This window comes from Streptomyces sp. NPDC054047, assembly GCF_055585065.1.
Genome location: NZ_JBVJKV010000005.1, coordinates 1 through 26,664, shown reverse-complemented (window position 1 = coordinate 26,664; position 26,664 = coordinate 1). Strand labels below are relative to the sequence as shown.

The 26,664-nt window shown below is 68.2% G+C and carries 20 protein-coding genes; 9 read left to right on the top strand and 11 right to left on the bottom strand.

The window, feature by feature from the left end; genetic code table 11:
* Positions 1–26 precede the first annotated feature (26 nt).
* The 3 genes from ACZ6ZP_RS19795 to ACZ6ZP_RS19785 all read right to left on the bottom strand — a co-directional run bounded on the left by ACZ6ZP_RS19795 (position 27) and on the right by ACZ6ZP_RS19785 (position 6,521).
* Positions 27–1,736 carry a protein kinase family protein gene (locus ACZ6ZP_RS19795; protein WP_383815511.1) on the bottom strand — a complete coding sequence of 570 codons (1,710 nt, stop codon included), beginning with the start codon at positions 1,734–1,736 and terminating at the stop codon, positions 27–29.
* A gap of 118 nt (positions 1,737–1,854) precedes the next feature.
* Positions 1,855–4,119: a murein biosynthesis integral membrane protein MurJ gene (gene murJ / locus ACZ6ZP_RS19790; RefSeq protein ID WP_469407711.1), complete on the bottom strand. Its 2,265-nt coding sequence runs from the start codon at positions 4,117–4,119 to the stop codon at positions 1,855–1,857.
* 47 nt (positions 4,120–4,166) lie between these two features.
* On the bottom strand, positions 4,167–6,521 hold the full coding sequence (locus tag ACZ6ZP_RS19785; protein ID WP_351169256.1) for a DUF6049 family protein: 2,355 nt from the start codon (positions 6,519–6,521) through the stop codon (positions 4,167–4,169).
* A 193-nt stretch (positions 6,522–6,714) separates the two neighbouring features.
* Between ACZ6ZP_RS19785 and ACZ6ZP_RS19780 the strand changes: the two genes are divergently transcribed.
* Positions 6,715–8,157: a CCA tRNA nucleotidyltransferase gene (locus tag ACZ6ZP_RS19780; protein WP_351169198.1), complete on the top strand. Its 1,443-nt coding sequence runs from the start codon at positions 6,715–6,717 to the stop codon at positions 8,155–8,157.
* Positions 8,158–8,257: 100 nt separating this feature from the next.
* Here the strand turns inward: ACZ6ZP_RS19780 and ACZ6ZP_RS19775 are convergent, their stop codons facing one another.
* The 4 genes from ACZ6ZP_RS19775 to ACZ6ZP_RS19760 form a co-directional block, all read right to left on the bottom strand.
* Positions 8,258–8,743 carry an LppU/SCO3897 family protein gene (locus tag ACZ6ZP_RS19775; protein ID WP_351169201.1) on the bottom strand — a complete coding sequence of 162 codons (486 nt, stop codon included), beginning with the start codon at positions 8,741–8,743 and terminating at the stop codon, positions 8,258–8,260.
* Between the two features lie 113 nt (positions 8,744–8,856).
* Positions 8,857–10,113: an MFS transporter gene (locus ACZ6ZP_RS19770; protein ID WP_361472701.1), complete on the bottom strand. Its 1,257-nt coding sequence runs from the start codon at positions 10,111–10,113 to the stop codon at positions 8,857–8,859.
* Positions 10,114–10,191: 78 nt separating this feature from the next.
* Positions 10,192–11,274 carry an inositol-3-phosphate synthase gene (locus ACZ6ZP_RS19765; protein WP_351169207.1) on the bottom strand — a complete coding sequence of 361 codons (1,083 nt, stop codon included), beginning with the start codon at positions 11,272–11,274 and terminating at the stop codon, positions 10,192–10,194.
* Between the two features lie 59 nt (positions 11,275–11,333).
* Entirely contained in the window at positions 11,334–12,020 is a 687-nt protein-coding gene (locus ACZ6ZP_RS19760) for a PadR family transcriptional regulator (protein ID WP_351169210.1), read from the bottom strand.
* Between the two features lie 374 nt (positions 12,021–12,394).
* Between ACZ6ZP_RS19760 and ACZ6ZP_RS19755 the strand changes: the two genes are divergently transcribed.
* Positions 12,395–15,145, top strand: a complete 2,751-nt coding sequence (locus ACZ6ZP_RS19755; RefSeq protein ID WP_351169214.1) for a transglycosylase domain-containing protein — start codon at positions 12,395–12,397, stop codon at positions 15,143–15,145.
* A gap of 135 nt (positions 15,146–15,280) precedes the next feature.
* The gene (locus ACZ6ZP_RS19750; protein WP_351169217.1) at positions 15,281–16,828 is read left to right on the top strand and encodes a glycosyltransferase family 87 protein; all 1,548 of its coding nucleotides are present in this window, start codon (positions 15,281–15,283) and stop codon (positions 16,826–16,828) included.
* 95 nt (positions 16,829–16,923) lie between these two features.
* On the opposite strand, the gene ACZ6ZP_RS19745 is transcribed toward ACZ6ZP_RS19750, so the two are convergent.
* The 3 genes from ACZ6ZP_RS19745 to ACZ6ZP_RS19735 form a co-directional block, all read right to left on the bottom strand.
* Entirely contained in the window at positions 16,924–17,955 is a 1,032-nt protein-coding gene (locus tag ACZ6ZP_RS19745; RefSeq protein WP_351169220.1) for an alanine racemase, read from the bottom strand.
* A gap of 90 nt (positions 17,956–18,045) precedes the next feature.
* Positions 18,046–19,167, bottom strand: coding sequence for a lipid II:glycine glycyltransferase FemX (locus ACZ6ZP_RS19740; protein WP_351169223.1), 1,122 nt, complete (start codon positions 19,165–19,167; stop codon positions 18,046–18,048).
* Positions 19,168–19,313: 146 nt separating this feature from the next.
* Positions 19,314–19,625 (bottom strand): hypothetical protein, encoded by a 312-nt coding sequence (locus ACZ6ZP_RS19735; protein WP_249588912.1) that lies wholly within the window; start codon positions 19,623–19,625, stop codon positions 19,314–19,316.
* Positions 19,626–19,901: 276 nt separating this feature from the next.
* On the opposite strand from ACZ6ZP_RS19735, the gene rpsF reads away from it, so the two are divergent.
* The 4 genes from rpsF (at position 19,902) to rplI (ending at position 21,643) form a co-directional block, all read left to right on the top strand.
* Positions 19,902–20,192: a 30S ribosomal protein S6 gene (gene rpsF / locus ACZ6ZP_RS19730; protein WP_006604399.1), complete on the top strand. Its 291-nt coding sequence runs from the start codon at positions 19,902–19,904 to the stop codon at positions 20,190–20,192.
* Between the two features lie 80 nt (positions 20,193–20,272).
* A complete protein-coding gene (locus ACZ6ZP_RS19725; protein WP_351169228.1) occupies positions 20,273–20,884 on the top strand; it encodes a single-stranded DNA-binding protein in 612 nt (203 codons plus the stop codon).
* Positions 20,885–20,941: 57 nt separating this feature from the next.
* A complete protein-coding gene (rpsR, locus tag ACZ6ZP_RS19720) occupies positions 20,942–21,178 on the top strand; it encodes a 30S ribosomal protein S18 (RefSeq protein ID WP_003949403.1) in 237 nt (78 codons plus the stop codon).
* Positions 21,179–21,196: 18 nt separating this feature from the next.
* On the top strand, positions 21,197–21,643 hold the full coding sequence (rplI, locus tag ACZ6ZP_RS19715) for a 50S ribosomal protein L9 (RefSeq protein WP_249588914.1): 447 nt from the start codon (positions 21,197–21,199) through the stop codon (positions 21,641–21,643).
* Positions 21,644–21,737: 94 nt separating this feature from the next.
* Here rplI and ACZ6ZP_RS19710 read toward each other — a convergent pair whose 3' ends face one another.
* Complete coding sequence (locus tag ACZ6ZP_RS19710) at positions 21,738–23,075, bottom strand: MATE family efflux transporter (RefSeq protein ID WP_366462462.1); 1,338 nt, start codon at positions 23,073–23,075, stop codon at positions 21,738–21,740.
* A 460-nt stretch (positions 23,076–23,535) separates the two neighbouring features.
* Between ACZ6ZP_RS19710 and dnaB the strand changes: the two genes are divergently transcribed.
* Together dnaB and ACZ6ZP_RS19700 are read left to right on the top strand one after the other, a co-directional pair.
* Positions 23,536–25,014 carry a replicative DNA helicase gene (gene dnaB, locus ACZ6ZP_RS19705; protein WP_344525039.1) on the top strand — a complete coding sequence of 493 codons (1,479 nt, stop codon included), beginning with the start codon at positions 23,536–23,538 and terminating at the stop codon, positions 25,012–25,014.
* Positions 25,015–25,155: 141 nt separating this feature from the next.
* Complete coding sequence (locus ACZ6ZP_RS19700; protein ID WP_469407708.1) at positions 25,156–26,538, top strand: serine hydrolase domain-containing protein; 1,383 nt, start codon at positions 25,156–25,158, stop codon at positions 26,536–26,538.
* The last annotated feature ends 126 nt before the right edge of the window (positions 26,539–26,664 follow it).

Below are 26,664 nucleotides of genomic sequence, written 5' to 3'. Positions count from 1 at the left end.
CCCCCCTCCCCCGGTGAGCCTCGGCCTCAGCCCGCGAACTTCACGTCCGTGATGGCCTGCTTGTACCCGGCGCTGCTGTACTCATCACGGGGCGACTTCGGTACATCCGTGATCCAGACGAGTACGTACTGCGTCGTGACGGGTTTCTTCGCCTTGATCTTCGCAGTCGTGCCCGTGGTGGTGACGCCCCCGATCTTCTTCATCGAGGTCGGGGGCGTCGACGAGGACATCGAGTCCGCGGCATACAGCTCGACCGTCGTGTGGTCGCCGGGGTATCGGAGCCCGAGCGACGCGGTCGACACGTGCTCCTCCTTGCCAAGGTCGTAGACGATACCGACGCCGGGCTTGTACGGGGCCAGCTCGGGGCCCTCTATGAAGCTCTTGGACCGCCAGTACGTCGAGTCGTCGCCGTCGTAGGTGTTGGGGACGCCCTCAAGATCCTGCGGGTTGCCGTCGAGGGAGTACTCCTCGCCCTTCGCGATCTTGATCGGATGAGCGGTCTTCGGCTTGCTCTTGTCGCCTTCGTCGGAGGTGTCCGCGCTGCCGGGGTCATCGGAGTTCTTCCGGTCCATCAGTGCGTCCGCCAGCTGCCAGCTGCCAAGACCCAGGGCTGCGATGAGCAGCGCGGACACGGCCCACTTGAGGGCCTTGCCCGTACGGCTCTGCAGCGGGGGCGGCGGGGTCGCAACGGGCTGGGTGACGCCCGGGCGGGGCGCGGTGCGGCCGTAGGTGCCCTGCTGATAGGTCGTGCGCTGGTACTCGGGCGGTGCGGTGAACGCGGGCTCCGGCGGGCGGATGCGCGGCATCTCACCGATCGCCTTCACCAGCTCCTCCGGCGTCGTGCACGGCGGCTCCTGGCGGGAGGCGGTCGCACCGTCGTTCACGAGCGCGCGCATGGCGAGCTCGGACAGGCCCCTGTGTACGCCCGCGCGCACCTGGTCGGGGGCGATCAGGCCGACGCCCTTGGGCAGTCCGGAGAGGCCGTAGGCATCGTCCTCGTACGGCCAGCGCTGGGTCAGTGAGGCGTACAGCAGCGCGCCGATCGCTTCGGTGTCCGTGCGCTGCGGGGTGTCGGAGCTGATGCCGCGCAGCGCCGCGTTCACGGCGAGACCGCGGATGCGGTACTGCCCGGAGGACGTCCGCAGGACCGCGCTCGGGGTCAGCCGCAGGTGGGCGAGTCCCTCGCGGTGAGCGGCCGCCATGGCCTGGGCGACCTGACTGACGAGCTGGTACGCGTCGTGCGCCTCAAGAGGGCCCGCGGCGAGCAGCGCGGTGAGTTCCGTGGCGTCGGGCAGCCACTCGTGCACCACATAGACGAGGTCGTTCTCCTCGACCGCGTCCAGGACGTGCACGAAGCGGGGGTCGCCGAGCAGCGCCGACGAGCGGGCCGCTGCGAGGACCGATCGTGCCCGCGGATGGTCGGCGGGCAGCAGATGCACGCCGACGGCCCGGCGGAGCTTCTCGTCCACCGCACGCCAGCTGCTGAAACCGTCCAGACGGGTGACGCATTCTTCGAGTCGGTAGCGTCTGGCGAGCTTGTGACCGCTGTGCAGCTCGGGGGGTGATGCCGCCCCCGGGCTTGTGGGCTCACCGGTCTCCGCTACGCCTTCTTCTGCCGTTTCCCGCTCCCGGGTCTGGGCCACCCCGTCGGCCGTGGCCTCGTCCGCCTTCGCGGTCAGCGGCTCATCGCCGCTGTTGTCTGCCACGTCGACGGCAGCCGTGCTCCGTTCCGCCACCGTCGTTCCTGCCTCCCCATCCGTTGCGCTTCGTCAGACGCCAAAGCCAATTGTGCCCACAGTCCGGCGCTATGCACGACACGCGGTGGCCGGTGATGGTTGTGCGAACCCCTGCATCTCACCGTCCGAGACGGCCGCGGACCATCCCGACCATCGAATTGAGCTCCGCAATCCGCATCTTTCGGGCGGCGATGAAGAAGACGCCGCCGAGGACGATGCCGCCGACCACCAGAGCGATGAGGGAACCGCCTGCGCCGTCGCCCAAAGTCTTGAGAATCCCGAAGCCGGCGGCGCCGGCAAGAAGGGCTGCCGGAATCGACGCCCCGATGAGCCTCGTGTACGTACGTGCCACCTGTGCGCCGTCCAGGTCGCCGCCCAACCGCTTGCGCAGCCGGCTCCAGGCGACGCCGACACCGACGGCGTAGGCGAGGCCGTAGGACGCGGCCATGCCGACGACGGCCCAGCGGGCGGGCAGGACGAAGAAGCAGGCCGCCGAGGCCGACGCGTTGACGGCCGCCACGATGACCGTGTTGTAGAACGGCGTGCGCGTGTCCTCGTAGGCGTAGAAGCCCCTCAGGACGACGTACTGGACCGAGTACGGGATCAGGCCGAGGCCGAAGGCCATCAGCGTGTAGCCGATGTTCAGCGCGCCCGAGCCGGAACTGGCGTAGAGCAGGGTGGCCATCGGAACGCCCAGGGCGACGAAGGCGAAGGCGCAGGGCACGATCGCCACGGCCGAGGTGCGCAGGCCGTAGGAGATGTCGTCCCGGACCGCTGCGGGGTCTCCGTCGTTGGCGGAGCGGGAGATGCGGGGCAGCACCGCGGTCATCACCGAGACCGTGATGATGGCCTGCGGCATCTGCCACAGCAGCAGCGCGTAGTTGTACGCGGTGATGCCGGTGCCGGGGTGCCCCAGATCCTCGGCGGTCGCGCCCGCGCTGGTGGCCAGCTGAGTGACGACGACCATGCCGAGCTGGTTGGCGAGGACGAAGAAGAGGGTCCACTTGGCGAGCCGGGCGGCCTTGCCGAGGCCGTGACCGCGCCAGTCGAAGCGGAGCCGGATCTTGAATCCCGCCTCGCGCAGGTACGGCACCATCGCCAGGGCCTGCACGGCGAGGCCGAGCAGGGTCCCGATGCCCAGCAGCCGGGCGCCTTCCGGCGTGATGGTGGAGGCGTCCATGTCGGTCGAGTTGAAGCTGCCGAAGGCCCAGATGAAGGCGCCGAAGGTGGCGATGACCACGACGTTGTTGAGGACCGGCGTCCACATCATCGCGCCGAACCGGCCGCGCGCGTTGAGGACCTGGCCGAGCACGATGTGCACGCCCATGAAGAACATCGTCGGGATGCAGAAGCGCGCGAAGGTGACCGTGACGTCCAATCGGACGGGGTCGTCGGCGATCGTCGGCGACATCATGCGTACGAGCAGTGGCGCGGCCACCACACAGATGACGGTGACGCCCGCGAGCAGGACCATGACGAGCGTCAGGAGGCGGTTGGCGTAGCCCTCGCCGCCGTCGTCGTCGTTCTTCATGGCGCGCACGAGCTGCGGGATGAAGACCGCGTTCAGGGCGCCGCCGCCGACGAGTACGTAGATCATCGTCGGAAGGACGTTGGCGACCTGGTACGAGTCGTTGAGGGTGCCGACGCCGATCGCGGCGGCCATGACCAGGGTGCGCGCGAAGCCGGTGAGCCGGGACACCAGCGTGCCCGCGGCCATCACCGCGCTCGACTTCAGCAGGCTCGCCGCGCGACCGCCGCCGCCCGACTTGGGGGCCGGGGCGGGGGTCGGGGGAGCTGCCGGGGCCGGGACCATCGGGGGCTCGGGGGGCTGGTAGCCCCCGGGCTGCTGCGGATAGCCGTTGCCCTGCGGGTATCCAGTGCCCTGGGGATAGCCGTCCTGCTGCTGGTAGCCCCCGGACTGCTCGCGGTAGCCGCCGGGCTGCTGGTCCCGGAAGAGGTGGGCGAAGGCGTCCGGCTCGTGGCGCTCCTCGCCGGCCTGGGTGACCAGGTCGTCGACGCCCACGAACTGCGTCGTACGGGCGTCGTCGCCGTACGGGAGGTGCCGGGTCGGGCCTTCGGGTTCGGGGGCCGGGGTCTGGGCCCACACGCGGGGGTCGGGGGCGTGCTGCGGGGAGGGCGGCTGGGCGTAGAGCGGCTGAGGGTCCTGGTAGTAACCGGGAGGCGGCGGGGGGTGCGCGGCGCGGTCGTACAGCGCCTCGGTCACCGGATCCTGGGCGGTGAGGTCCTGGGCCCGGTAGGGATCCTGGTCGTAGGCGTCCTGGAGGTACACGTCCGGGGCAGGCTGGGGTGGCACGTGCCCGTCCTCAGGGGGACCGGACCCGCCCGCGCCCTGGCCACGGTCACCGTCGTACGGCGCGTTCATGGATTACCCCACCTCATCGTCCCCGGGCCCACCGGCCACGACATCGCTCAACGGTCCACTCTCTCACCCGTGTCCGACGGGTCGGTGCTTTCCGGAGCGGTGTCCGGTGTCGGGTCACTCGGCTGCTCGGGGTCGTCCTCCCCCGACTCCGTGCCGGACTCGCCGTCCGGGCCGTCCTCCGGGCCTTCCTCGGCCTGCTGCCGGGCGGCCCGCTTGCGCTGCGTGTACATCCGGAATCCGGCGAGCACGAGGAGCAGTACGCCGCCCGCGATGACCAGCATCACGGTGAGGGTGATCTCGGTGACGTTCACGTCGAAGCGGACCGGCTTGCCGTACGGCTGGCCGTCCTCGGTGTAGAGCTGGGCGTATACCGGGACCGGGCCGTTGGCATTGGCCGTGGTGGTGAACTTCACCGACTGGGCGTGCCCGCCCGCGACCTTCACCGGCTGTTCCCAGTAGGCCTTGTCGCCGATCTTGAGACGCGTGGGGTTCTCCGAGGTCAGGCGCAGAACCATGTGATCGACGTCTTGGACCAGGTTGTTCTGCACCGTCACCGGGATCGTCGCGCTGCGCCCCGAGAGCTTCGCGTCGGACTTGTCGATCAGCGCCACCTGCTTGACGAGCGTGGTCAGGTAGTTCTCCACGCCCTCCCGGAAGGTCGCGGCCTCGGCGGCCCTGCCCCGCCAGGACGTCGACATCTCGCGGTCTATGGCCCGCCCGAAGGGGGTGATGACGCGGTCGGGCTCGCTGAGGATCGTCTGGAAGCGGTTGAGCTTGTTCTGGGTTCCCTGAATCGACTTGAAGGCCGACTTCGGCAGCTCCTGCTTGCGCAGCGACGCCGGATAGGCACCGGCCGAGGGCACCTGGGTCGTGGCCCGCGGGTCCGGCTTCGCCTTGGCCGCCGCCGATAGGTCCTGCGGCTCCGACCAGCGCTCGTCGGAGAGGGCGGTCAGCGCCTTCGCCATCGACTGGGCCTGGCTGGCGGACGGCATGCGCTGCGGGGCGACGACGACGGTGCGCTGCTTGTCCGGATCCTGCAGCGTGACCATCAGGCTCTGGGCGAGGAACTGCTGCACGGCGAGCGTGGAGTTCTCGGCCCCCGTCATGTCGCCCTGGAAGGCCGTGGAGAGGCGTGCGTCGGCCACCACGGCCGTCGTGCCGCCGCCGATGGGCCGGGCGGCGTTGGGCGTGTACGGCAGCGCGCTGGAGTCACGCAGGCTGTCGCTCCGGGCGATCACCGTGTGGGCGCCGGCGGAGGTGGAGACATCGACGATCGACGGATCGAGGGCACCGTCCACGGGCCACGCGAAGTCCGACTGCGGCTTGACGTGGAGGATGGACTCCACGGCCAGCGCCCCCGCGTCGGTGGCGTCCTTGAGCTGGCCCAGGGAGCCGGTGACGGTCTTGCCGTTGTGGGCGAGCGAGGCCAGGTCGGGATCGGCGAAGGGCAGGGCGACGACCTTCTTGTCCTGCTTGTCCTTCACGGTCTGCTCGAGCTTGTTGAGCCAGTCCTTGGCGACCGCCTGGCCCTTGCCCGCCGTGGTGCTCTTGCCGTCGGCGGTCTGTACCCGGTAGTTCCGCGTCATCGCGTCGACCGAGGCCAGCAGGTCGGGATCGATGACCCAGGTGACATCGAGCTGGCGGCCCAGGGCCAGCATCTGCTCCAGGCGACCGCCGGGAGCGAGTTCCTTGGCCAGGTCGTCGTCCGTGAAGACGGGCGTCTGCTGCTCGTCCGAGCCGGTCTCCGCCGTGAGGTGCGCGGTGGAGATGAGCGGCCACAGATAGGTCGTCCTGGTCTTCGTGCCGGTGCCGCCCGACTGCCACGGCAGGAAGGTCCGCTCGAAGCCGAGTACCTGGGACCAGGGCTGGGTGGTGGTCCGGCCCGTGAGTGAGACACCGAGCTGGTAGACGCCGTCGGCGCCGAGGTCCAGGGCCTTGACCGGGACGGAGATGCTGAAGTCCTGGCGGATGCCGGGGGCGAGCTTGGAGAACTTCTTGACGTACTTGCCGCCGACCTCCGTGCCGTCGGCGCCCGACTGGTAGCCGGTGCGCTTGGCGGCGGAGTCGATCTGGCTCCGGCCGTTCAGGACCGGCCCCAGGCGCAGCCCGACCGTGGCTCCCGCCACCGTCTGCTTGCCCTCGTTGGTGACGGTGCCGGAGACGGTGAGCGTGTCACCGTCCGACGGGGCGGTGGGTGTGAGTTTGTTGAGCGAGACGTCCACGGTGTTCGAACCGGTGGCGTCCGCCGCCGCGCTCGGTGCCGCGGCGTGCGCGGTCGGCGCCGCCGACAGCTGCAGCATGCCGGTCAGCAATGGGGCCCCAGCCAGCAACGCTGCCGTTCGCCGCAGCCACCGGCGGGCAGGTGAGGGACTGGTCCCCGGGAAGTCTGCCGCCTCGGCCACGCGTTGCCCGTCCTCGTTGTCGTCAGTGGTCGTCGGTTGTGCGTCCACGCATGGTAACGAGGTGCGCTGTGGCGAAGTGCCGCGGACTGCTCCACATGATCGGAAGACCTGGCCGGGGAGGGGCGCGCGGCCCCGGCGGCCCCGCTGAAAACCGGGCGGCTGCGGGCGTCCGGGGCACGTACCCTTTTCTGTTGTGCCGAACGCCAATGAAGAAATTCCCAGCGCACTGAGTCAGGTGCAGCGCCGCGCGGTCAGCGAACTGCTGCGTGTGTCCCCTGTCGCGGACGACCTTGCCCGCCGTTTCCAGGAGGCCGGGTTCTCCCTCGCCCTGGTCGGTGGGTCGGTCAGAGACGCGCTCCTTGGCCGGCTCGGCAATGACCTGGACTTCACGACCGACGCCCGCCCCGAGGACGTACTGAAGATCGTCAGGCCCTGGGCGGACTCGGTGTGGGAGGTCGGGATCGCCTTCGGCACGGTCGGGAGCCAGAAGGACGGCTACCAGATCGAGGTCACGACCTATCGGTCCGAGGCGTACGACAGGACCTCGCGCAAGCCCGAGGTGTCGTACGGCGACTCCATCGAGGAAGACCTCGTACGCCGTGACTTCACCGTCAACGCGATGGCCGTCGCTCTCCCCGAGAAGGAGTTCGTCGACCCGCACGGGGGCCTGGAGGACCTGGCGGAGCGTGTCCTGCGTACTCCTGGCGCCCCGGAGGACTCCTTCTCCGACGACCCGCTGCGCATGATGCGGGCCGCGCGGTTCGCCGCGCAGCTGGACTTCGAGGTGGCCGCGGATGTCGTCGCCGCGATGAAGGCGATGGCCGAGCGCATCGACATCGTCTCCGCTGAGCGCGTCCGTGACGAATTGAACAAGCTGATCCTCTCGCCGAACCCGGCGAAGGGACTTGCTCTACTTGTCGACACGGGCATCGCCGACCGCGTACTGCCCGAGCTTCCGGCGCTGCGTCTGGAGAGTGACGAGCACCACCGCCACAAGGACGTCTACGACCACTCGCTGATCGTCCTTGAGCAGGCGATGGCGCTGGAGGAGGACGGTCCGGACCTGACGCTGCGGCTCGCGGCGCTGCTGCACGACATCGGGAAGCCGCGGACGCGGCGCTTCGAGGACGACGGCCGGGTCTCCTTCCACCACCACGAGGTGGTGGGCGCCAAGATGACCAAGAAGCGCATGACGGAGCTCAAGTACTCGAACGAGCTCGTGAAGGACGTCTCGCGCCTGGTGGAGCTGCACCTGCGCTTCCACGGCTACGGGACGGGCGAGTGGACGGACTCGGCCGTACGCCGCTACGTACGCGACGCGGGGCCCCTCCTCAGCCGGCTGCACAAGCTGACCAGGTCCGACTGCACGACGCGCAACAAGCGCAAGGCCAACGCGCTCTCGCGTGCGTACGACGGCCTGGAGGAGCGCATCGCGCGGCTTCAGGAGCAGGAGGAGCTGGACTCGATCCGCCCCGACCTGGACGGCAACGAGATCATGCAGGTCTTGGATGTACGGCCGGGACCGGTGATCGGTCAGGCCTACAAGTTCCTGCTGGAGCTGCGGCTGGAGAACGGGCCGATGGAGCGCGACGCGGCGATCGCGGCGCTCAAGGAGTGGTGGGCCGCACAGGAGTGAGATGCGGCTCGATGCGATGTTTCACGTGAAACATCGCACCGCATCCGGACATGCGAAGGGGCACTGTTTCACGTGAAACAGTGCCCCTTCGCGTATGCCGTTACTTGGTGGTCTTCAGGCAGAGCACCACATCGTGGCCGCCACCGGTCTGGTAGTAGGAGACCTCGGTCCCCTTCACCGTGTCGCACTTGCTGACGCTGCTCGTGTCGTCGAACTTTTCGATGACCTCGAACTCGGAGTCACTGGAGGAGCAGTCGGTGTTCTTCAGATCCGGCTGCGACTGCGTGCCCTTGTTGTGCAGGCAGTCACCGACGGCGGTGGTCTCGGCGTCGCTCTTGCCCAAGTAGAACTTGCCGACAGCGATGAGGATGCCGACGACGATGACGCCACCGATCCGCAGGGCCAGCTTCTTGCCTCGCCCACCGCCGCTCGGAGCAGCCGGGGGAGGAACCGGCGCCCCCTGGTTGTACGGCGGGTAGGGCTGCTGCGGCGGAACACCGGGCTGGCCGGGCTGTGCCGGCTGGCCGGGGTGCGGCGGCTGCACGCCCTGGCCGTACGGATTCTGGCCCTGGGGCGGAGTAGTCACTTGGGGGTCCCCCTCGAACGGAAGCGCGATGGCGCGGATACGACGTCCGTAAGTTATAGGGATGTGGTGACATCTCTGAAGTCCGAAGAGGCTCTGTGGCATTGATGTGACACTTACTGCGCGTCAAACCTGGTCATAGCGGCAGCAATTGCTGCGTAGATAACGGCCACCGTGACCACCAGCGGCACCGAACGGCCGTCAGGCGGCAGCATCAGGGCGGCAACTCCGGCCGCGCCGACGAAGGCGACGTTGAACAGGACGTCGTAGACCGAGAAGATCCGGCCACGGAAACTGTCGTCAACCGCCGACTGCACCACCGTGTCCGTGGCGATCTTCGCGCCCTGGGTCGTCAGGCCCAGCAGGAACGCCGCGATCAGCAGCGGGACAGGTGCGAAGGGGAGGGCGAGCGCCGGTTCAAGGACCGCCGCCGCCCCCGCGCAGGCGATGATCCAGCCGCCGGCCGTCAGCCGGTTCACCGCCCAGGGCGTCACCACGGCCGCCACGAAGAAGCCCGCCCCCGAGACCCCCACGGCGAGCCCGAGCAGGGCGAGCCCGTCGGACTCCGAGGACGACCAGGCGTACCGGCAGAGCATCAGGACCATGACCGACAGGGCGCCGTAGCAGAACCGCATGAGCGTCATCGCGAGGAGCGCGCGGGCCGCAGGGCGCCGCTGCGACAGATGCCGCACCCCGGCCACCAGATCCCGCGCCGTACCGGCCAGTGCGGCGCCGAGCCGGGGACGCATCAGCTCCGGGTCCGGACCGAGGAGTTCACGGGCCATCCGCAGCGAGGCGAGTGCCGCGCAGAGGTACAGGGCGGCCCCGAGCATCACCACCGCCGCGTCCGAGTCGGACCCCAGCAGGCGCACGGCGAACGCGAGACCGCCGCCCGCGGTGGCGGCCAGCGTCCCCGCGGTCGGCGAGAGGGAGTTGGCCATCACCAGGCGCTCGGCGTCGACCACGCGCGGCAGCGCCGCCGAGAGCCCGGCGAGGACGAAGCGGTTGACGGCCGTGACGCAGAGCGCGGAGGCGTAGAAGAGCCAGTCGGGCACGCCGCCCAGCATCAGCAGCGCGGTCACCGAGGCGAGAGCGGTCCGCAGGAGATTGCCGTAGAGAAAAACCTGACGGCGTGGCCAGCGGTCCAGGAGCACGCCGGCGAAGGGGCCGATCAGCGAGTACGGCAGGAGCAGCACCGCCATCGCGGAGGCGATCGCGGCCGGTGAGGTCTGCTTCTCCGGGGAGAAGACGACGTACGTGGCGAGGGCCACCTGATAGACGCCGTCCGCGCCCTGGGAGATCAGCCGCACGGCGAGCAGCCGCCGGAAGTCCCGCAGACGCAGCAGTACGCGCAGGTCACCGACGACAGCCATGGAGCACAGCCTCACATACGAGGAGGGTCCCCGGACGGATTGCCCGGGGACCCTCAACAGCCGTTCAAGCGACGAGCTTTAGCGCTCGACCTCGCCCTTGATGAACTTCTCGACGTTCTCGTAAGCCTCGTCGTCGAAGTACTGCACGGGCGGGGACTTCATGAAGTACGAGGACGCGGAGAGGATCGGGCCGCCGATGCCGCGGTCCTTGGCGATCTTCGCGGCGCGCAGGGCGTCGATGATGACACCCGCCGAGTTCGGGGAGTCCCAGACCTCGAGCTTGTACTCGAGGTTCAGCGGGACGTCACCGAAGGCGCGGCCCTCGAGGCGGACGTACGCCCACTTGCGGTCGTCGAGCCACGCGACGTAGTCCGACGGGCCGATGTGGACGTTGTTCTCGCCCATCTCGCGGTCGCGGATCTGCGAGGTGACGGCCTGCGTCTTCGAGATCTTCTTGGACTCGAGGCGGTCGCGCTCCAACATGTTCTTGAAGTCCATGTTGCCGCCGACGTTGAGCTGCATCGTGCGCTCGAGACGGACACCGCGGTCCTCGAACAGCTTCGCCATCACGCGGTGCGTGATGGTGGCGCCGACCTGCGACTTGATGTCGTCGCCGACGATCGGGACGCCCGCCTCGGTGAACTTGTCGGCCCACTCCTTGGTGCCGGCGATGAAGACCGGAAGAGCGTTGACGAAGGCGACCTTGGCGTCGATGGCGCACTGCGCGTAGAACTTCGCGGCGTCCTCGGAACCGACCGGCAGGTAGCAGACGAGAACGTCGACCTGCTTGTCCTTGAGGGTCTGGACGACGTCGACCGGGGTCTCGTCGGACTCCTCGATGGTCTGGCGGTAGTACTTGCCCAGGCCGTCGAGGGTGTGGCCGCGCTGGACGGTGACGCCCTTGCTCGGCACGTCGCAGATCTTGATGGTGTTGTTCTCGCTGGCGCCGATGGCGTCCGAGAGGTCGAGGCCGACCTTCTTGGCGTCGACGTCGAAGGCGGCGACGAACTCGACATCACCGACGTGGTACTCGCCGAACTGGACGTGCATCAGGCCCGGGACCTTGGCGTCCGGGTCTGCGTCCTTGTAGTACTCGACGCCCTGGACCAGCGAGGCGGCGCAGTTGCCCACGCCGACGATGGCTACGCGAACCGAACCCATTCCGGTTGCTCCCTGTGTGATTCGTGTATTCCGGATGAGACCCTGCGGACCGCTGGGCCTCACTTGGCGGTGTCATCGGACGGATCCGGCGGCGGGTTCGTGTCCCGCCGCCGGGGCAGGCCGCCCGACTCCCCAGATGTGCTGTCGTGCTGAGCGGAGCTGTCCGGGGCGGACCGTTGCTGGTCCCGCCCCGCTCGCTCGCTCTCGATGAGCTCGTTCAGCCAGCGCACTTCGCGCTCCACGGACTCCATTCCGTGCCGCTGCAGCTCAAGCGTGTAGTCGTCCAGGCGCTCCCGGGTACGGGCCAGGGAGGCGCGCATCTTCTCCAGACGCTCCTCGAGGCGGCTGCGACGCCCCTCGAGCACCCGCATGCGTACGTCCCGCGATGTCTGCCCGAAGAAGGCGAAGCGGGCGGCGAAGTGTTCGTCCTCGTACGCGTCGGGGCCGGTCTGTGAGAGCAGCTCCTCGAAGTGCTCCTTACCTTCCGCCGTCAACCGATAGACGATCTTGGCGCGGCGCCCGGTGAGGGGGGCCGCAAGGGCCTCCTCGGGGGTGCCACCCGATTCCTCGATCAACCAGCCGTTGGCGACCAGCGTCTTGAGGCAGGGGTAGAGCGTCCCGTAGCTGAAGGCGCGGAACACTCCCAGCGATGTATTGAGGCGTTTACGCAGCTCATAGCCGTGCATCGGGGACTCGCGCAGCAGACCGAGCACGGCGAACTCGAGGATGCCGGAGCGTCTGCTCATCTTCGCCCTCCCGTCTGCCAGCGTCTGTCTGCACGGTCTTTATGCCGAGCTGATGTATCGACTCGATACATCGAGACGATAGAACGGCCCACCTGCTGAGGCAAGGGGGGAAACGGTGAACGGCATCACATCACCGATTCGTAGGAAGTAACTTGCCTGATTTGGGGTGAACTTCTGCCCTAAGAGGGTTTTGACGGTGCGTAGTCTGTGCGCCATGCAGACCGCCGGGAACCAAGTGACGCGTGAGGGCGTCGTTGACCCTGGTGTAGTGCGGGTGAGCGCTGGGATGGGCGCATCCGTACTTCGGGGGGACCGGAAACCAGCCGCCGTTTCCAGGCGCGGATACCTGCGCCTGCCCGAGGAGTAATCGTTCGATGAGCGAGCACCGTCGCAAACCGCCGCAGCCGCAGGGCGGCGGACGCGCCGCGGCCAGACGCGGCGTCCCAGGCGCGTCGTCGGGTCGCCGCGCGGCACCGCGTGGCGCCACTGGATCACCCACTTCCTCAACCGGCTCGCACGGAACAGGGGCCCCCGACGACGGGGACCGTTCCTACGGCGGCCGCGCCGAAGCCCGTCGTGCCGCGCAGCGCAGTGGCGCTGTCGGCGCGGGCGGAAGCCGCCGCAGAGCTCCCGACGGGTCCGGTGCCGGGCGCGGAGGCGCCGGTGGCGGCGGTCGGCGTGGTGGTGGCGGCCCGAACGGGCCCGGCCGCGGCCGTGGCCGTGGCGGTCATGAGCCCCGCAAGAAGCGGTTCATCGACTACCCGCGCGCGGACAAGGACGGTCTGCGGCGCTGGGTGCCGTCCTGGCGCCTTGTCACCGGCCTGTTCGTCGGGTTCGTCGGCAGCCTGATGGCGGTCACGGGGATCGCGTACGCCCTGGTGGAGGTGCCGAAGGTCGACGAAGCGGCCAAGGCGCAGAACAACGTCTACTACTGGGCCAACGGCAAGCAGATGGTCGCCACCGGCGGCGAGACGAACCGCCAGATCATCGACTACGACAAGATCCCCAAGGAGATGCGGACCGCCGTCATCTCCGCCGAGAACAAGACGTTCGAGGACGACAAGGGCGTCGACCCGATGGGCATCACGCGCGCCCTGGTCAACATGGCCAAGGGCGGCGAGACCCAGGGTGGCTCGACCATCACTCAGCAGTACGTGAAGAACGCGCGCCTGGGCGACCAGTCGCAGACGTTCACGCGTAAGTTCAAAGAGCTCTTCATCTCCATAAAGGTGGGCCGGCAGGAGTCCAAGGAGAAGATCATGGCGGGGTATCTCAACACCGCCTACTACGGCCGCGGCGCCTACGGAATCCAGGCCGCCGCCCGTGCCTACTTCGGCAAGGACGCCCAGGAGCTGAACCCCAGCGAGTGCGCGCTCCTGGCGACGGTCCTCAAGGGCGCCACGTACTACGACCCGGCGGGCTCCCCCGAGGTCGACCCTGCCGCCTCGCGGGAAGCCAACACCGCGCGCGCCACGAAGCGCTGGAAGTGGATCCTCGACGAGGAGGTCAAGGACGGTCACCTGACCGCCGAGACCCGGAACAAGTACACGAAGTTCCCGAGGCTGGAGAACCCCCGCTCCAACGCTCAGCTGGGCGGTCAGGTCGGTTACCTGGTCGACCTGGCCAAGGCGTATGTGATCAACAACAGTGACGGGCAGATCACGGCCAACGATCTCCAACAGGGCGGCTACGAGATCCACACGACCTTCGACAAGAGCAAGGTCGACAAGCTCGAAAAGTCCGTGGAGAAGGTCCGCCAGGCGAAGATCAAGCCCAAGCTGCGCCCCAAGAAGGACACCCACGTCCAGTTCGGCGGCGCGTCCGTGAATCCCAAGAACGGCGCGATCGAGGCCATCTACGGCGGTGAGGACGCGACCAAGCACTTCACCAACAACGCGGACCAGACCGGTGCGCAGGTCGGCTCGACGTTCAAGCCCTTCGTGCTGGCCGCGGCCTTCAAGGACGGGACGCGCGACAAGGAGGGGTCGCCGGATCAGGGCGAGGGCCAGCGCACGATCGTCAACCCCAAGAGCCTCTACAGCGGCAAGAACAAGCTCAAGATCGAGAACTACGACGGCAGCATCTGGACGGACAAGGAAGGCAAGGAGTGGCTCCAGACCAACGACGGTGACCAGAGCTACAACGCGCCGACCTATCAGATCGACCTCCGCGAGGCGATGAGGGAGTCGGTCAACTCGGCCTATGTGCAGCTCGGCATGGACGTCGGCCTGGACAAGGTGAAGGAGGCGGCCATCGCCTCCGGCATCAAGGAGAACAGCCTGGCCAGCGCCAACTATCCGTCCTTCTCTCTCGGAACGTCCTCTCCGAGTGCGATCCGCATGGCCGGCGCCTACTCCACCTTCGCGTCGAGCGGCGAGCAGAACGATCCGTACTCGGTCACGAAGGTCGAGCACAAGGGCAACACCGTCTACCAGCACAAGTCGCAGCCCAAGCGGGCCTTCGACAACTCGGTCGCCGACAACGTCACCGACGTGCTCAGGACCGTCGTCGAGAAGGGCACGGGCACCTCGGCCCAGCTGAGCGGCCGCCAGGTCGCGGGCAAGACGGGTACGACCGACGGAAACAAGTCCGCCTGGTTCGTCGGGTACACCCCGCAGCTGTCCACCGCGATCAGCATGTACCGCCTCGACGACAACGAAGGGAACAAGAAGCGCGAGTTCCTGGAGATGTTCGGCACGGGTGGCGAGGAGAAGATCCACGGAGCTTCGTTCCCCGCGCAGATCTGGAAGGACTACATGGAGCGGGCCCTGAAGGGCGAGCCTGTGCGGAACTTCCCGGTCCCGGATCCGATCGGTACGGTCGTCGGGGAGACTCCGCCGCCGGCCCCGAGCCCGACCCCGTCGAAGACCGAGGAGCCGGAGAAGTCCCCCTCGCCGACTCCTTCGGACACCGGTCCGTCCCCGACCCCCTCGGGGAGTCCCGACCCCACTGAGTCTTGTGCCGACTGGGACTTGCAGTGCAACAACAACGGCGGTGCGGCAGAAGGCGGCGACAGCGACGGCAGTACCGGCGGGGAGTCGCCACCGGCCACCGATGAGCCATCGGGTGGCGGTGGCAACAACGGAAGCGGCAACGGAGGCTGGCTCGGAGGCCCGACAGGCTGACTGGGGTTCCCCGTGCGTGTGTTTCACGTGAAACGCACGGTTTCACGTGAAACATGCGCCGCCAGGCGCTGACGAGGGCCGCCACACCGCACCGGTGTGGCGGCCCTCGTCGTGTTCTCAGGTGCGTACGGCAGGATGTGCGGCATGCCCAGTGCAGAGACGACGCGCACGAGCGTGCACAAGACCCCAGGTGCACACCAGCCGGAGCCCGTACGGCCGACCAAGGAGGACGAGGTCGCCGCGGCCGGCAGCGAGCTGATCGGTGGACCCATCGGCCGCAGAGTGCTGTACGCGGCGACGTGGTGGACTCCCGTACGCGTCATCGCGCTCGTGGCGATCGGGATGTTCGCGCTCGGCATGGTGCAGAAGATGCCGTGCTACGACGGCGCCTGGTTCCAGGGCGCGAGCTCGCAGTACACGCATGCCTGCTACTCCGACATCCCGCACCTCTACCAGGGGCGCGGCTTCGCCGACGGGCTCGTGCCCTACTTCGACAAGCTGCCCGGCGACATGGAGTACCTCGAATACCCGGTGCTGACCGGTGTGTTCATGGAGGTGGCCTCCTGGCTGACCCCGGGCAGCGGCAGCATCCAGCACCAGGAGAAGTTCTACTGGATGGTCAACGCGGGGATGCTGATGGCCTGTACGGCCGTCATCGCCGTCTGTGTCGCCCGCACCCACCGGCGCCGCCCCTGGGACGGCCTGATGGTCGCCCTGGCGCCCGCCTTCGCGTTGACGGCCACCATCAACTGGGATCTGTTCGCCGTCGCTCTGACGGCCGCCGCGATGCTGATGTGGGCCCGTGGGGGGACGCTGGCCGCCGGTGTCCTGCTCGGCCTGGCGACCGCCGCGAAGCTCTATCCGGCGCTGCTCCTGGGCCCGCTGCTCATCCTGTGCTGGCGGGCGGGGCGCTGGCGGCCCTTCTTCATGACGGCCGGGGCCGCGGTGGGGGCCTGGCTCGTGGTGAACCTGCCCGTGATGATCACGCACGACGCTACGGGCTTCCACATCCGTGAGGGCTGGGCGAAGTTCTACACCTTCAGCCAGGAACGGGGCGTCGACTTCGGCTCGTTCTGGCTGATCCTCTCGCAGCGCATGGACGATCCGCTGTCGACGGACACGGTCAACACCCTGGCGGCGGCGCTGATGCTCCTGGCCTGCCTCGGGGTCGGCGCGCTGGGCCTGACCGCGCCGCGCCGCCCGCGCTTCGCGCAGCTCGCCTTCCTGGTGGTCGCCGCGTTCATCCTCACCAACAAGGTCTACTCGCCGCAGTACGTACTGTGGCTGATTCCCCTCGCCGCGCTGGCCCGGCCGCGCTGGCGTGACTTCCTCATCTGGCAGGCGTGCGAGGTCGCGTACTTCCTGGGGATCTGGCTGTATCTCGCGTACACGACAAGCGGAGACGCCCACAAGGGACTGCCGACCGAGGGCTATCAACTCGCCATCGTGGTGCACCTGCTGGGGACGCTGTACCTGTGTGCCGTGGTCGTGCGCGACATCCTGATGCCGGAGAGGGACCCGGTTCGCCGGTCCGGTGACGACGACCCCTCCGGGGGCGTCCTGGACGGTGCGCAGGACGTCTTCGTCCTCGGGCAGGCGGCCCATCCACCGAGGCACGCGGCGCACTCCACCGAGGGGACCTACGTGCGCTGGGGAACGACGTCGACCGACGTTTCACCCTGAGCGAACAGGCCACCGAAATGGCCGGAAATGGCTGAAGGGCCGGGAGCGACAACCGTCGCTCCCGGCCCTTCAGTCTGTCGTCGGCCCGGCTGTGATCAGCGGTCGACGATGCGGTCGAACTGCGTGGTGGTGTGCCGCAGATGGGCCACCAGCTCCTCGCCCACCTTCGGCTCGGGTGCGTCCGATGGCACGAAGAGGATGGAGACCTGCATGTGCGGCGGCTCGGCGAACCAGCGCTGCTTGCCGCCCCAGACGAACGGCGACAGGTTGCGGTTGACGGTCGCGAGGCCCGCGCGGGCCACGCCCTTCGCACGCGGCACCATGCCGTGCAGCGCCTTCGGGGCCTCCAGGCCGACGCCGTGCGACGTGCCGCCCGCGACGACGACCAGCCAGCCGTCGGAAGCGACCTTCTGCTGGCGGTAGCCGAAGCGGTCGCCCTTGGTCACCTGCGTGACGTCCAGGACGGCACCGCGGTACTGGGTGGCCTCGTGGTCGCCCAGCCACAGATGCGTACCGATGCGCGCGCGGAAGCGCGTCTGCGGGAACTGCTGCTGCAGGCGGGCGAGTTCGTTGGCCTTGAGGTGGCTGACGAACATCGTGTGCAGCGGAAGACGGGCGGCACGCAGCCGGTCCATCCAGCCGATGACCTCCTCGACGGCGTCCGAGCCGTCGGTGCGGTCGAGCGGCAGGTGGATCGCGAAGCCCTCGAGCCGTACGTCCTCGATGGCCGCGTGCAGCTGTGAGAGCTCCTGCTCGCTCACGCCGTGCCGCTTCATCGAGGACATGACCTCGATGACGACGCGGGCGCCCACGAGGCCGTGTACGCCGTCCAGGGACGACACGGAGCGGATGACGCGGTCGGGCAGCGGCACGGGCTCCTCGCCCCGCCGGAACGGGGTCAGGACCAGCAGATCACCGCTGAACCAGTCCTTGATCCGGGCGGCTTCGTACGTGGTGCCGACGGCGAGGATGTCGGAGCCGAAGCGGGTCGCTTCCTCCGCGAGGCGCTCGTGACCGAAGCCGTAGCCGTTGCCCTTGCAGACCGGGACGATTCCCGGGAACTGCTCCAGCACGTGCTTGTGGTGTGCCCGCCAGCGCGCGGTGTCGACATAGAGCGTGAGCGCCATGGCCGGATCCCGGAACCTTTCTCGTGGCTGCGGTGTATCAGAGGTATGAAGACTATTTGTGATGCTGCGAATTGTGCCCGGGCAGTGCGGTCAGCGGCGCGACATGTAGATGTCGAGCGCCTTGTGGAGCAGCTTGTTGAGCGGGAAGTCCCACTCGCCGATGTACTCGACAGCCTCTCCACCCGTGCCCACCTTGAACTGAATCAGTCCGAACAGGTGGTCGGTCTCGTCCAGGGAGTCGGAGATGCCCCGCAAGTCGTAGACGGTGGCGCCGAGCGCGTAGGCGTCCCGGAGCATCCGCCACTGCATCGCGTTCGAGGGCCTGACCTCGCGGCCGATGTTGTCCGACGCGCCGTAGGAGTACCAGACGTGTCCGCCGACGACGAGCATCGTCGCCGCGGACAGGTTCACGCCGTTGTGCCGCGCGAAGTACAGCCGCATGCGGTTGGGGTCCTCGGAGTTGAGGGTCCGCCACATCTGCTGGAAGTAACCCAGCGGCCGCGGCCGGAACTTGTCGCGGATCGCGGTGATCTCGTAGAGGCGCTGCCATTCGGCGAGGTCCTCGTAACCGCCCTGGACGACCTCGACGCCGGCCTTCTCGGCCTTCTTGATGTTGCGTCGCCACAGCTGGTTGAAGCCCTTGAGGACCTCGTCCAAGGAGCGGTTGGCCAGCGGCACTTGGAAGACGTAACGCGGCTGGACGTCGCCGAAGCCGGCGCCGCCGTCCTCGCCCTGCTGCCAGCCCATCTTCCGCAGCCGGTCGGACACTTCGAAGGCACGCGGCTCGATGTGCGTGGCCTCGACGTCCCGCAGTCGCTTCACGTCCGGGTCCTGGATGCCCGACTTGATCGCGGGGGCGTCCCAGCGCCGGATGACGACCGGCGGGCCCATCTTCACGGAGAAGGCGCCCTGCCGCTTCAGATGCGCGAGCATCGGCTGCAGCCAGTCGTCCAGGTTCGGCGCGTACCAGTTGATGACCGGGCCCTCGGGAAGGTAAGCGAGGTAGCGCTTCACCTTGGGCAGCTGCCGGTAGAGCACAAGGCCCGCACCGACGAGTTCGCCCGTCCGGTCGTCGAACCAGCCCAGGTTCTCCGAACGCCATTCACTCTTCACATCCGCCCATGCCGGGACCTGGCAATGACTCGCCGACGGCAGGCTCTGGATGTACGCCAGATGCTGCTCGCGACTGATGGTCCTCAGGGTCAGACTCATTCGGGGCGCTCCTCGGCTGGTGTGTCCCCATGGGTACAGGGGCTCCGGCTCTCGCGCCGAAGCCTACTGTGCCCCGAGAGCGCCCCGTCTGGGCGTACGGAACCTTGGCCCCCGGCCTCTGTGTGGCGGGGGCGTCCAGGGGGCGGCTACCAGAGGCCGCCGAAGAGGCCGCCGTGTGCCATGCCCAGGAAGAATCCGACCGCCGATGCGCCCAGGCCGAGGATCAGACCGAAGCGCTCGCGGGTCGTCTCGGAGATGAACTGTCCCCACGCACCCGTGGCGATCCCCACCAGACCGGCCCAGGAGCTGAGCAGGTGGAGGTTGTGGAACATCGCCGAGACGAAGGCGATCGCACCCAGGATCAGGGTCACGCCGAGCAGCGTGTCCTGCATGGGATGGGCCTTGCCGTCCGTGGCGAAGAGAGAACCAGCGGTGTTGGGTCGCAATGTCTGTGCCATGAGGCACCTCCTGCGTAAGGCGGCGCATCGTAGCGCCATACACACCCGATGTGTACAGATTCTGCCCGTCGCCCGCCGGATTTCAACCGGAAGCCCAGGTGCGGGTAGTCTGTACCGTCTGCACCGGTGTCTGCCCAGGCCATGGCAGGGACTCCCGATCGGTCTACCGATCGGGGAGCCCGATTGTCAGTGGCTGCCGATACCGTTGCGTACGCATCACGACCCTCCTGCCACGGAACGACCGTGGCCGCTGAGTCCAAAGGAGGTGGGTTCCACATGCGTCACTACGAAGTGATGGTCATCCTCGACCCCGATCTCGAGGAGCGCGCTGTCTCCCCGTTGATCGAGAACTTCCTCTCCGTCGTCCGTGAGGGCAACGGAAAGGTTGAGAAGGTCGACACCTGGGGCCGTCGTCGTCTCTCGTACGAGATCAAGAAGAAGCCCGAGGGCATCTACTCGGTCATCGACCTGCAGGCCGAGCCTGCGGTCGTCAAGGAGCTCGACCGCCAGATGAACCTGAACGAGTCGGTCCTCCGGACCAAGGTCCTCCGTCCCGAGACCCACTGAGCTTCCCAGCTCAGCGGTACTCGGGATCCGAGTAGCAGCAGCAAAAGCAGCCAGCAGCAAACCCGCCGAGAGGTTCCCCCATGGCAGGCGAGACCGTCATCACGGTCGTCGGCAATCTTGTCGACGACCCCGAGCTGCGCTTCACCCCGTCCGGTGCGGCGGTCGCGAAGTTCCGTGTCGCGTCCACTCCCCGCACCTTCGACCGTCAGACCAATGAGTGGAAGGACGGCGAAAGCCTCTTCCTCACCTGCTCGGTCTGGCGTCAGGCGGCGGAGAACGTCGCGGAGTCGCTTCAGCGAGGCATGCGCGTCGTCGTGCAGGGCCGGTTGAAGCAGCGGTCCTACGAGGACCGTGAGGGCGTCAAGCGCACGGTCTACGAGCTGGACGTCGAGGAAGTCGGCGCCAGCTTGAAGAACGCCACGGCCAAGGTCACCAAGACCACGGGTCGAGGCGGCCAGGGCGGCGGATTCGGCGGCGGTGGCGGCGGCCAGCAGGGCGGCGGCAACTGGGGCGGCGGCTCCGGTGGCGGTCAGCCTCAGGGCGGCGGCGGTGCTCCCGCCGACGACCCCTGGGCGACCGGTGCGCCGGCCGGCGGCGGCCAGCAGCAGGGCGGTGGCGGTGGCTGGGGCGGAAGCTCCGGCGGCTCCTCCGGCGGCTCTGGCGGCGGCTACTCGGACGAGCCCCCCTTCTAGGCCTCAGGGCCAGGGGTGGGCCGTTCCCACACTTCTTGATCACACAGGAGAGACACAATGGCGAAGCCGCCTGTGCGCAAGCCTAAGAAGAAGGTCTGCGCATTCTGCAAGGACAAGGTCACGTACGTGGACTACAAGGACACGAACATGCTGCGGAAGTTCATTTCCGACCGCGGCAAGATCCGTGCCCGCCGCGTGACCGGCAACTGCACGCAGCACCAGCGTGACGTCGCCACGGCCGTGAAGAACAGCCGTGAGATGGCGCTGCTGCCCTACACGTCCACCGCGCGATAAGGGAAGGGTGACCGAATAATGAAGATCATCCTCACCCACGAGGTCTCCGGCCTCGGTGCCGCCGGCGAGGTCGTAGACGTCAAGGACGGCTACGCCCGCAACTACCTGATCCCGCGGAACTTTGCGATCCGCTGGACCAAGGGTGGCGAAAAGGACGTCGAGCAGATCCGTCGTGCTCGCAAGATCCACGAGATCGCGACCATCGAGCAGGCCAACGAGGTCAAGGCCCAGCTCGAGGGCGTCAAGGTCCGTCTGGCCGTCCGCTCCGGCGACGCCGGTCGTCTCTTCGGTTCCGTCACCCCGGCTGACGTCGCTTCGGCGATCGAGGCCGCCGGCGGTCCGAAGATCGACAAGCGTCGTGTCGAGCTCGGCGCGCCGATCAAGACGCTGGGCGCCCACGCGACGTCCGTGCGTCTGCACCCCGAGGTTGCCGCCAAGGTCAACATCGAGGTCGTCTCCGCCTAAGCACTGCGCTTGGCAGAGCTGAAGCACAACCGTTGGGCCGCACCCTCAGGGTGCGGCCCAACGTGTTTCACGTGAAACAGCGAGCGGTCCGGGGTCAGCGGGTGGCGCCGGTGACGATCCAGTGCCCGGAGCGCGTACGCATCCACAGGGTGACCATGCGCACCGTCATCATCAGCGTCATCGCCGCCCAGACGGCAGTCAGTCCGCCGCCGAAGGTCGGTACGAGAAGTGCCACTGGGGCGAAGACCGCCAGCGTGGCCAGCATCGCCCAGGCCAGGTACGGGCCGTCCCCCGCTCCCATCAGGACGCCGTCGAGCACATAGACGATCCCGCAGATCGGCTGGGAGATGGCCACCACCACGAGCGCGGGCAGGGCAGCGTCCTGGACGACGGAGTCGCTGGTGAAGAGCGGGATGAACAGCGGCCGGGCGAGGACGACAAGGCCGCCGAGCACGACCCCCGAGGCGATGCCCCACTGCACCATGCGGCGGCAGACGTCACGCGCACCCTGGGCATCGTTCGCGCCCAGATAGCGGCCGATGATCGCCTGGCCGGCGATGGCGATGGCGTCGAGCGCGAAGGCCAGCAGGCTCCACAGGGACAGGATGATCTGGTGGGCGGCCACATCGGCGTCACCGAGACGGGCTGCCACCGCGGTCGCGATCATCAGGATCGCCCGCAGCGAGAGCGTACGGACGAGGAGCGGTGCGCCTGCTTGGGCGCAAGCCCTGATACCGGCTGCGTCGGGGCGCAGGGAGGCGCCGTGGCGTCTGGCTCCGCGTACGACGACGAAGAGGTACACGGCGGCCATCGCGCACTGGGCGATGACGGTGCCCCAAGCGGATCCGGCGATGCCCCAGCCGGCGCCGTAGACGAGGGCCACGTTCAGGACGCCGTTGGCGACGAAGCCGCCGATCGCCACGTACAGCGGAGTCTTGGTGTCCTGCAGACCGCGCAGGACACCGGTGGAGGCGAGCACGACGAGCATGGCGGGGATGCCGAGCGAGGAGATGCGGAGGTACGTGATCGCGTACGGGGCCGCGGTGTCCGATGCGCCGAAGAGCTCCACGAGCGCGGGTGCGGTGGGCAGGACGACGGCGATGACGGCGGCCCCGAGCAGGAGGGCGAGCCAGATGCCGTCCATGCCTTGGCGGATGGCGGACTGGAGATCTCCGGCGCCGACCCGGCGGGCCACGGCGGCCGTGGTCGCGTAGGCGAGGAAGACGAAGACGCTCACGGCGGTGGTGAGGAGCGCCGAGGCGACGCCGAGACCGGCCAGTTGTGCGGTGCCGAGGTGGCCCACGATGGCGCTGTCGGCCATCACGAAGAGAGGCTCGGCGACGAGTGCGCCGAAGGCGGGAACGGCGAGGGCGATGATCTCTCGGTCATGCTGTCGCCGAGCGGCCTTGGGTGCCGCGGGAGCCTGTGTCATGGACACCAATCTAATCTTCCACAGGTAAGAGATGCAATGTAGTAGGGACCCTTACTTGGTCTCGAGTGGGACACTCTTCGGGGCGCTGTTTGGCACGATCTTGGTCCGACTGGGGAAGTTTTTCTTCTGCACAGCCGGTGGATGGGAAAGTCGCAGGTCAGGACGTGTTTGTTCGGAACGCTGAGTGCTTGTTCACAGGCCTGTCCACCGAGCCGTGCACAGGTTTGGCGGGGTTCTCCACAGCAACGCGCCCGTCATCCACACCGCCTGTGGATAACCAGATTGGCTGACGGTGCCCACGGGCCTACCGTGGTGCGGCGCCCCCCTCGTGATCCGACCTCGGAAAGCCTGTAAAACCGACGCGTCAGAACCGGAGTTGGGCCGCCCATTTGTCAGTGTCGTGCCGTAAGAAAGAAAGGCACGGCGAGGTCCGCGTGGCGGACGTGAGGGAGGTGGCCCGGTGAGCATTTCCGAGCCCTTGGACGACCCCTGGGCCGACAGCGGTCCCAGTGACCGTCTGCCCGCCTCCCGGCAGCGCCGCGACGGGGGCAGGGGCCGCGACGAGCAGCACGACCGCGGCCGTGAAGGCGGCGGCTGGGACGGCGGAGGCACCGCCTTCGAGCGCGTACCGCCGCAGGATCTCGACGCCGAGCAGTCCGTGCTCGGCGGCATGCTGCTCTCCAAGGACGCCATCGCCGATGTCGTCGAGGTGCTCAAGGGCCACGATTTCTACCGGCCGGCGCACGAGACGATCTACACGGCGATCCTCGACCTGTACGCCAAGGGCGAGCCTGCCGACCCGATCACCGCGGCGGCCGAGCTCACCAAGCGCGGCGAGATCACCAAGGTCGGCGGGGCCTCGTATCTGCACACGCTGGTGCAGACGGTGCCGACGGCGGCGAACGCCGAGTACTACGCGGAGATCGTCCACGAGCGGGCGGTCCTGCGTCGCCTCGTCGAGGCGGGCACGCGCATCACCCAGATGGGATACGCGGCCGACGGCGACGTGGACGAGATCGTCAACAGCGCCCAGGCCGAGATCTACGCGGTCACCGAGCAGCGCACCAGCGAGGACTATCTGCCGCTCGGCGACATCATGGAGGGCGCGCTCGACGAGATCGAGGCGATCGGTTCGCGCAGCGGCGAGATGACCGGCGTGCCGACGGGCTTCACCGACTTCGACTCGCTGACGAACGGCCTGCACCCCGGCCAGATGATCGTCATCGCCGCCCGTCCCGCCATGGGTAAGTCCACGCTGGCGCTCGACTTCGCGCGCGCTGCCTCCATCAAGCACAACCTGCCCAGCGTCATCTTCTCCCTGGAAATGGGGCGCAACGAGATCGCGATGCGTCTGCTGTCCGCGGAGGCACGGGTGGCGCTGCACCACATGCGCTCCGGCACGATGACGGACGAGGACTGGACGAGGCTCGCGCGCCGCATGCCCGAGGTCTCCGCGGCCCCGCTCTACATCGACGACTCCCCGAACCTGTCGATGATGGAGATCCGTGCGAAGTGCCGTCGTCTCAAGCAGCGCGCGGACATCAAGATGGTGATCATCGACTATCTGCAGCTGATGCAGTCCGGTGGTTCCAAGCGCGCCGAGAGCCGCCAGCAGGAAGTCTCGGACATGTCGCGAAACCTGAAGCTGCTCGCCAAGGAGCTCGAGGTCCCGGTCATCGCGCTCTCGCAGCTGAACCGTGGCCCCGAGCAGCGCACGGACAAGAAGCCCCAGGTCTCCGACCTGCGTGAATCCGGATCGATCGAGCAGGACGCGGACATGGTGATCCTGCTGCACCGCGAGGACGCGTACGAGAAGGAATCGCCGCGCGCGGGCGAGGCGGACATCATCGTGGGCAAGCACCGTAACGGTCCGACGGCGACGATCACGGTCGCTTTCCAGGGCCACTACTCACGCTTCGTGGACATGGCACAGACGTAGCAGTGACCGAGGTACCTCAGGGCGGGTGCCGCGAGGTTTCGCCGAGGGCTGCCATGCCTCGGCGCCACGGGTACGCGTTCCGCGTAGCGCGGTCGGTGGAATTCGTTCGACGTGCGGCTTCTTCGCGGGTGGACTAGGGCCATGACATCACCCCGTGAAGAGTTGCTGCCCACCACCCGCCGAGCTTTGCTGCACCGTGTCGCCACCGCTCAGGCGGAGGGGCGGGCCCCCTCGCTCGTCGCCTCGGTGCTCAGGGACGGCGAGTTGGTGTGGACGGAGGGGCGCACCTGCGTCGAGGGGCACGCGCCGGACGAGAACGTCCAGTACCGCATCGGCTCGATCACCAAGACCTTCACCGCCGTGCTGGTGATGCGGCTGCGCGACGAGGGCGCCCTTGATCTCTCCGACCCGTTGGAGAAGCACCTCCCGGGCACGGCCGCAGGCGACGCCACTATTCTTGAACTCCTCGCGCACACCAGCGGGTTGGCGGCCGAGACGCCCGGGGAGTGGTGGGAGCGTACGCCCGCCTCACAGCGCCCCGAGCTCGGGGACGTACTCGGCGAGCAGCCTTTCAAGCACCCCACCGGTCGCCGGTTCCACTACTCCAACCCCGGCTATACGTTGCTCGGTTCGTTGATCGAGGCGCTGCGTGGGGACTCCTGGGAAGCCGTGCTGCGGCGGGAGGTCTTGGAGCCGCTGGGCCTCGACCGTACGAGTGCGCAGCCGCAGGCGCCGCACGCGGGCGGCTGGGCCGTCCATCCGTGGGCGGACGTGATGATGCCCGAACCGGCCGAGGATCTGGGCCTCATGGCTCCGGCCGGGCAGCTGTGGTCCACGACGGCGGACCTGGCGCGCTTCGCCGCCTTCCTTCTGAAGGGCGACGACCGGGTCCTGTCCGCCGATTCGGTACGGGAGATGCGTGCGCCGGCGTCGCCCGCGCTGCCGGGGGACTGGGACGTGACGTACGGCCTGGGCACGCAGCTGATCCGTGGGGAGGGGCGCACGCTGGTCGGGCACGGGGGCTCGCTGCCGGGCTTCATGGCCGGGCTGTGGGCGAGCGAGGAGGACGGCCTGGTGGCGGTCACGCTGACCAACTGCACCTCCGGTCCTGCCGTGACGGCGTTGGCTTTCGACCTGCTGAAGATCGTGGCCGAGGCCGAGCCGCGTATCCCCGCGGAGTGGCGGCCCCTGCCCGAGCTGGACGAGGGGCTGCTGGAGCTGGCGGGGCCCTGGTACTGGGGGACGAGCACCTTTGTGCTGAGGCCGAAGGCTGACGGGGCGCTGGAGCTGACGCCTCTTACGGGTTATGGCCGCGGGTCGTTGTTCCGGCCGCACGGCGACGGCGCCTGGACCGGGCTCGACGGCTACTTCGCCGGGGAGGTTCTGCGGGCGGTGCGGCGGCCCGACGGGTCGGTGAGCCATCTCGATCTGGGGTCGTTCTTCTTCACGCGGGAGCCTTACGACGCGAGGACTCCCGTGCCGGGCGGTGTGGACCCGCAGGGTTGGCGCGGGCTGCCTCAGTAGGAGTTTGCGACAGGCCGGTGGTGGGGGGGTTTTTTAATGAAAAAAACAAAAACCCCCCCCCGTAAAATAACAATTTACAACCCCACCAAACGTAAAAAAAAAAAACCCCCACAAAAAAAAAACAAA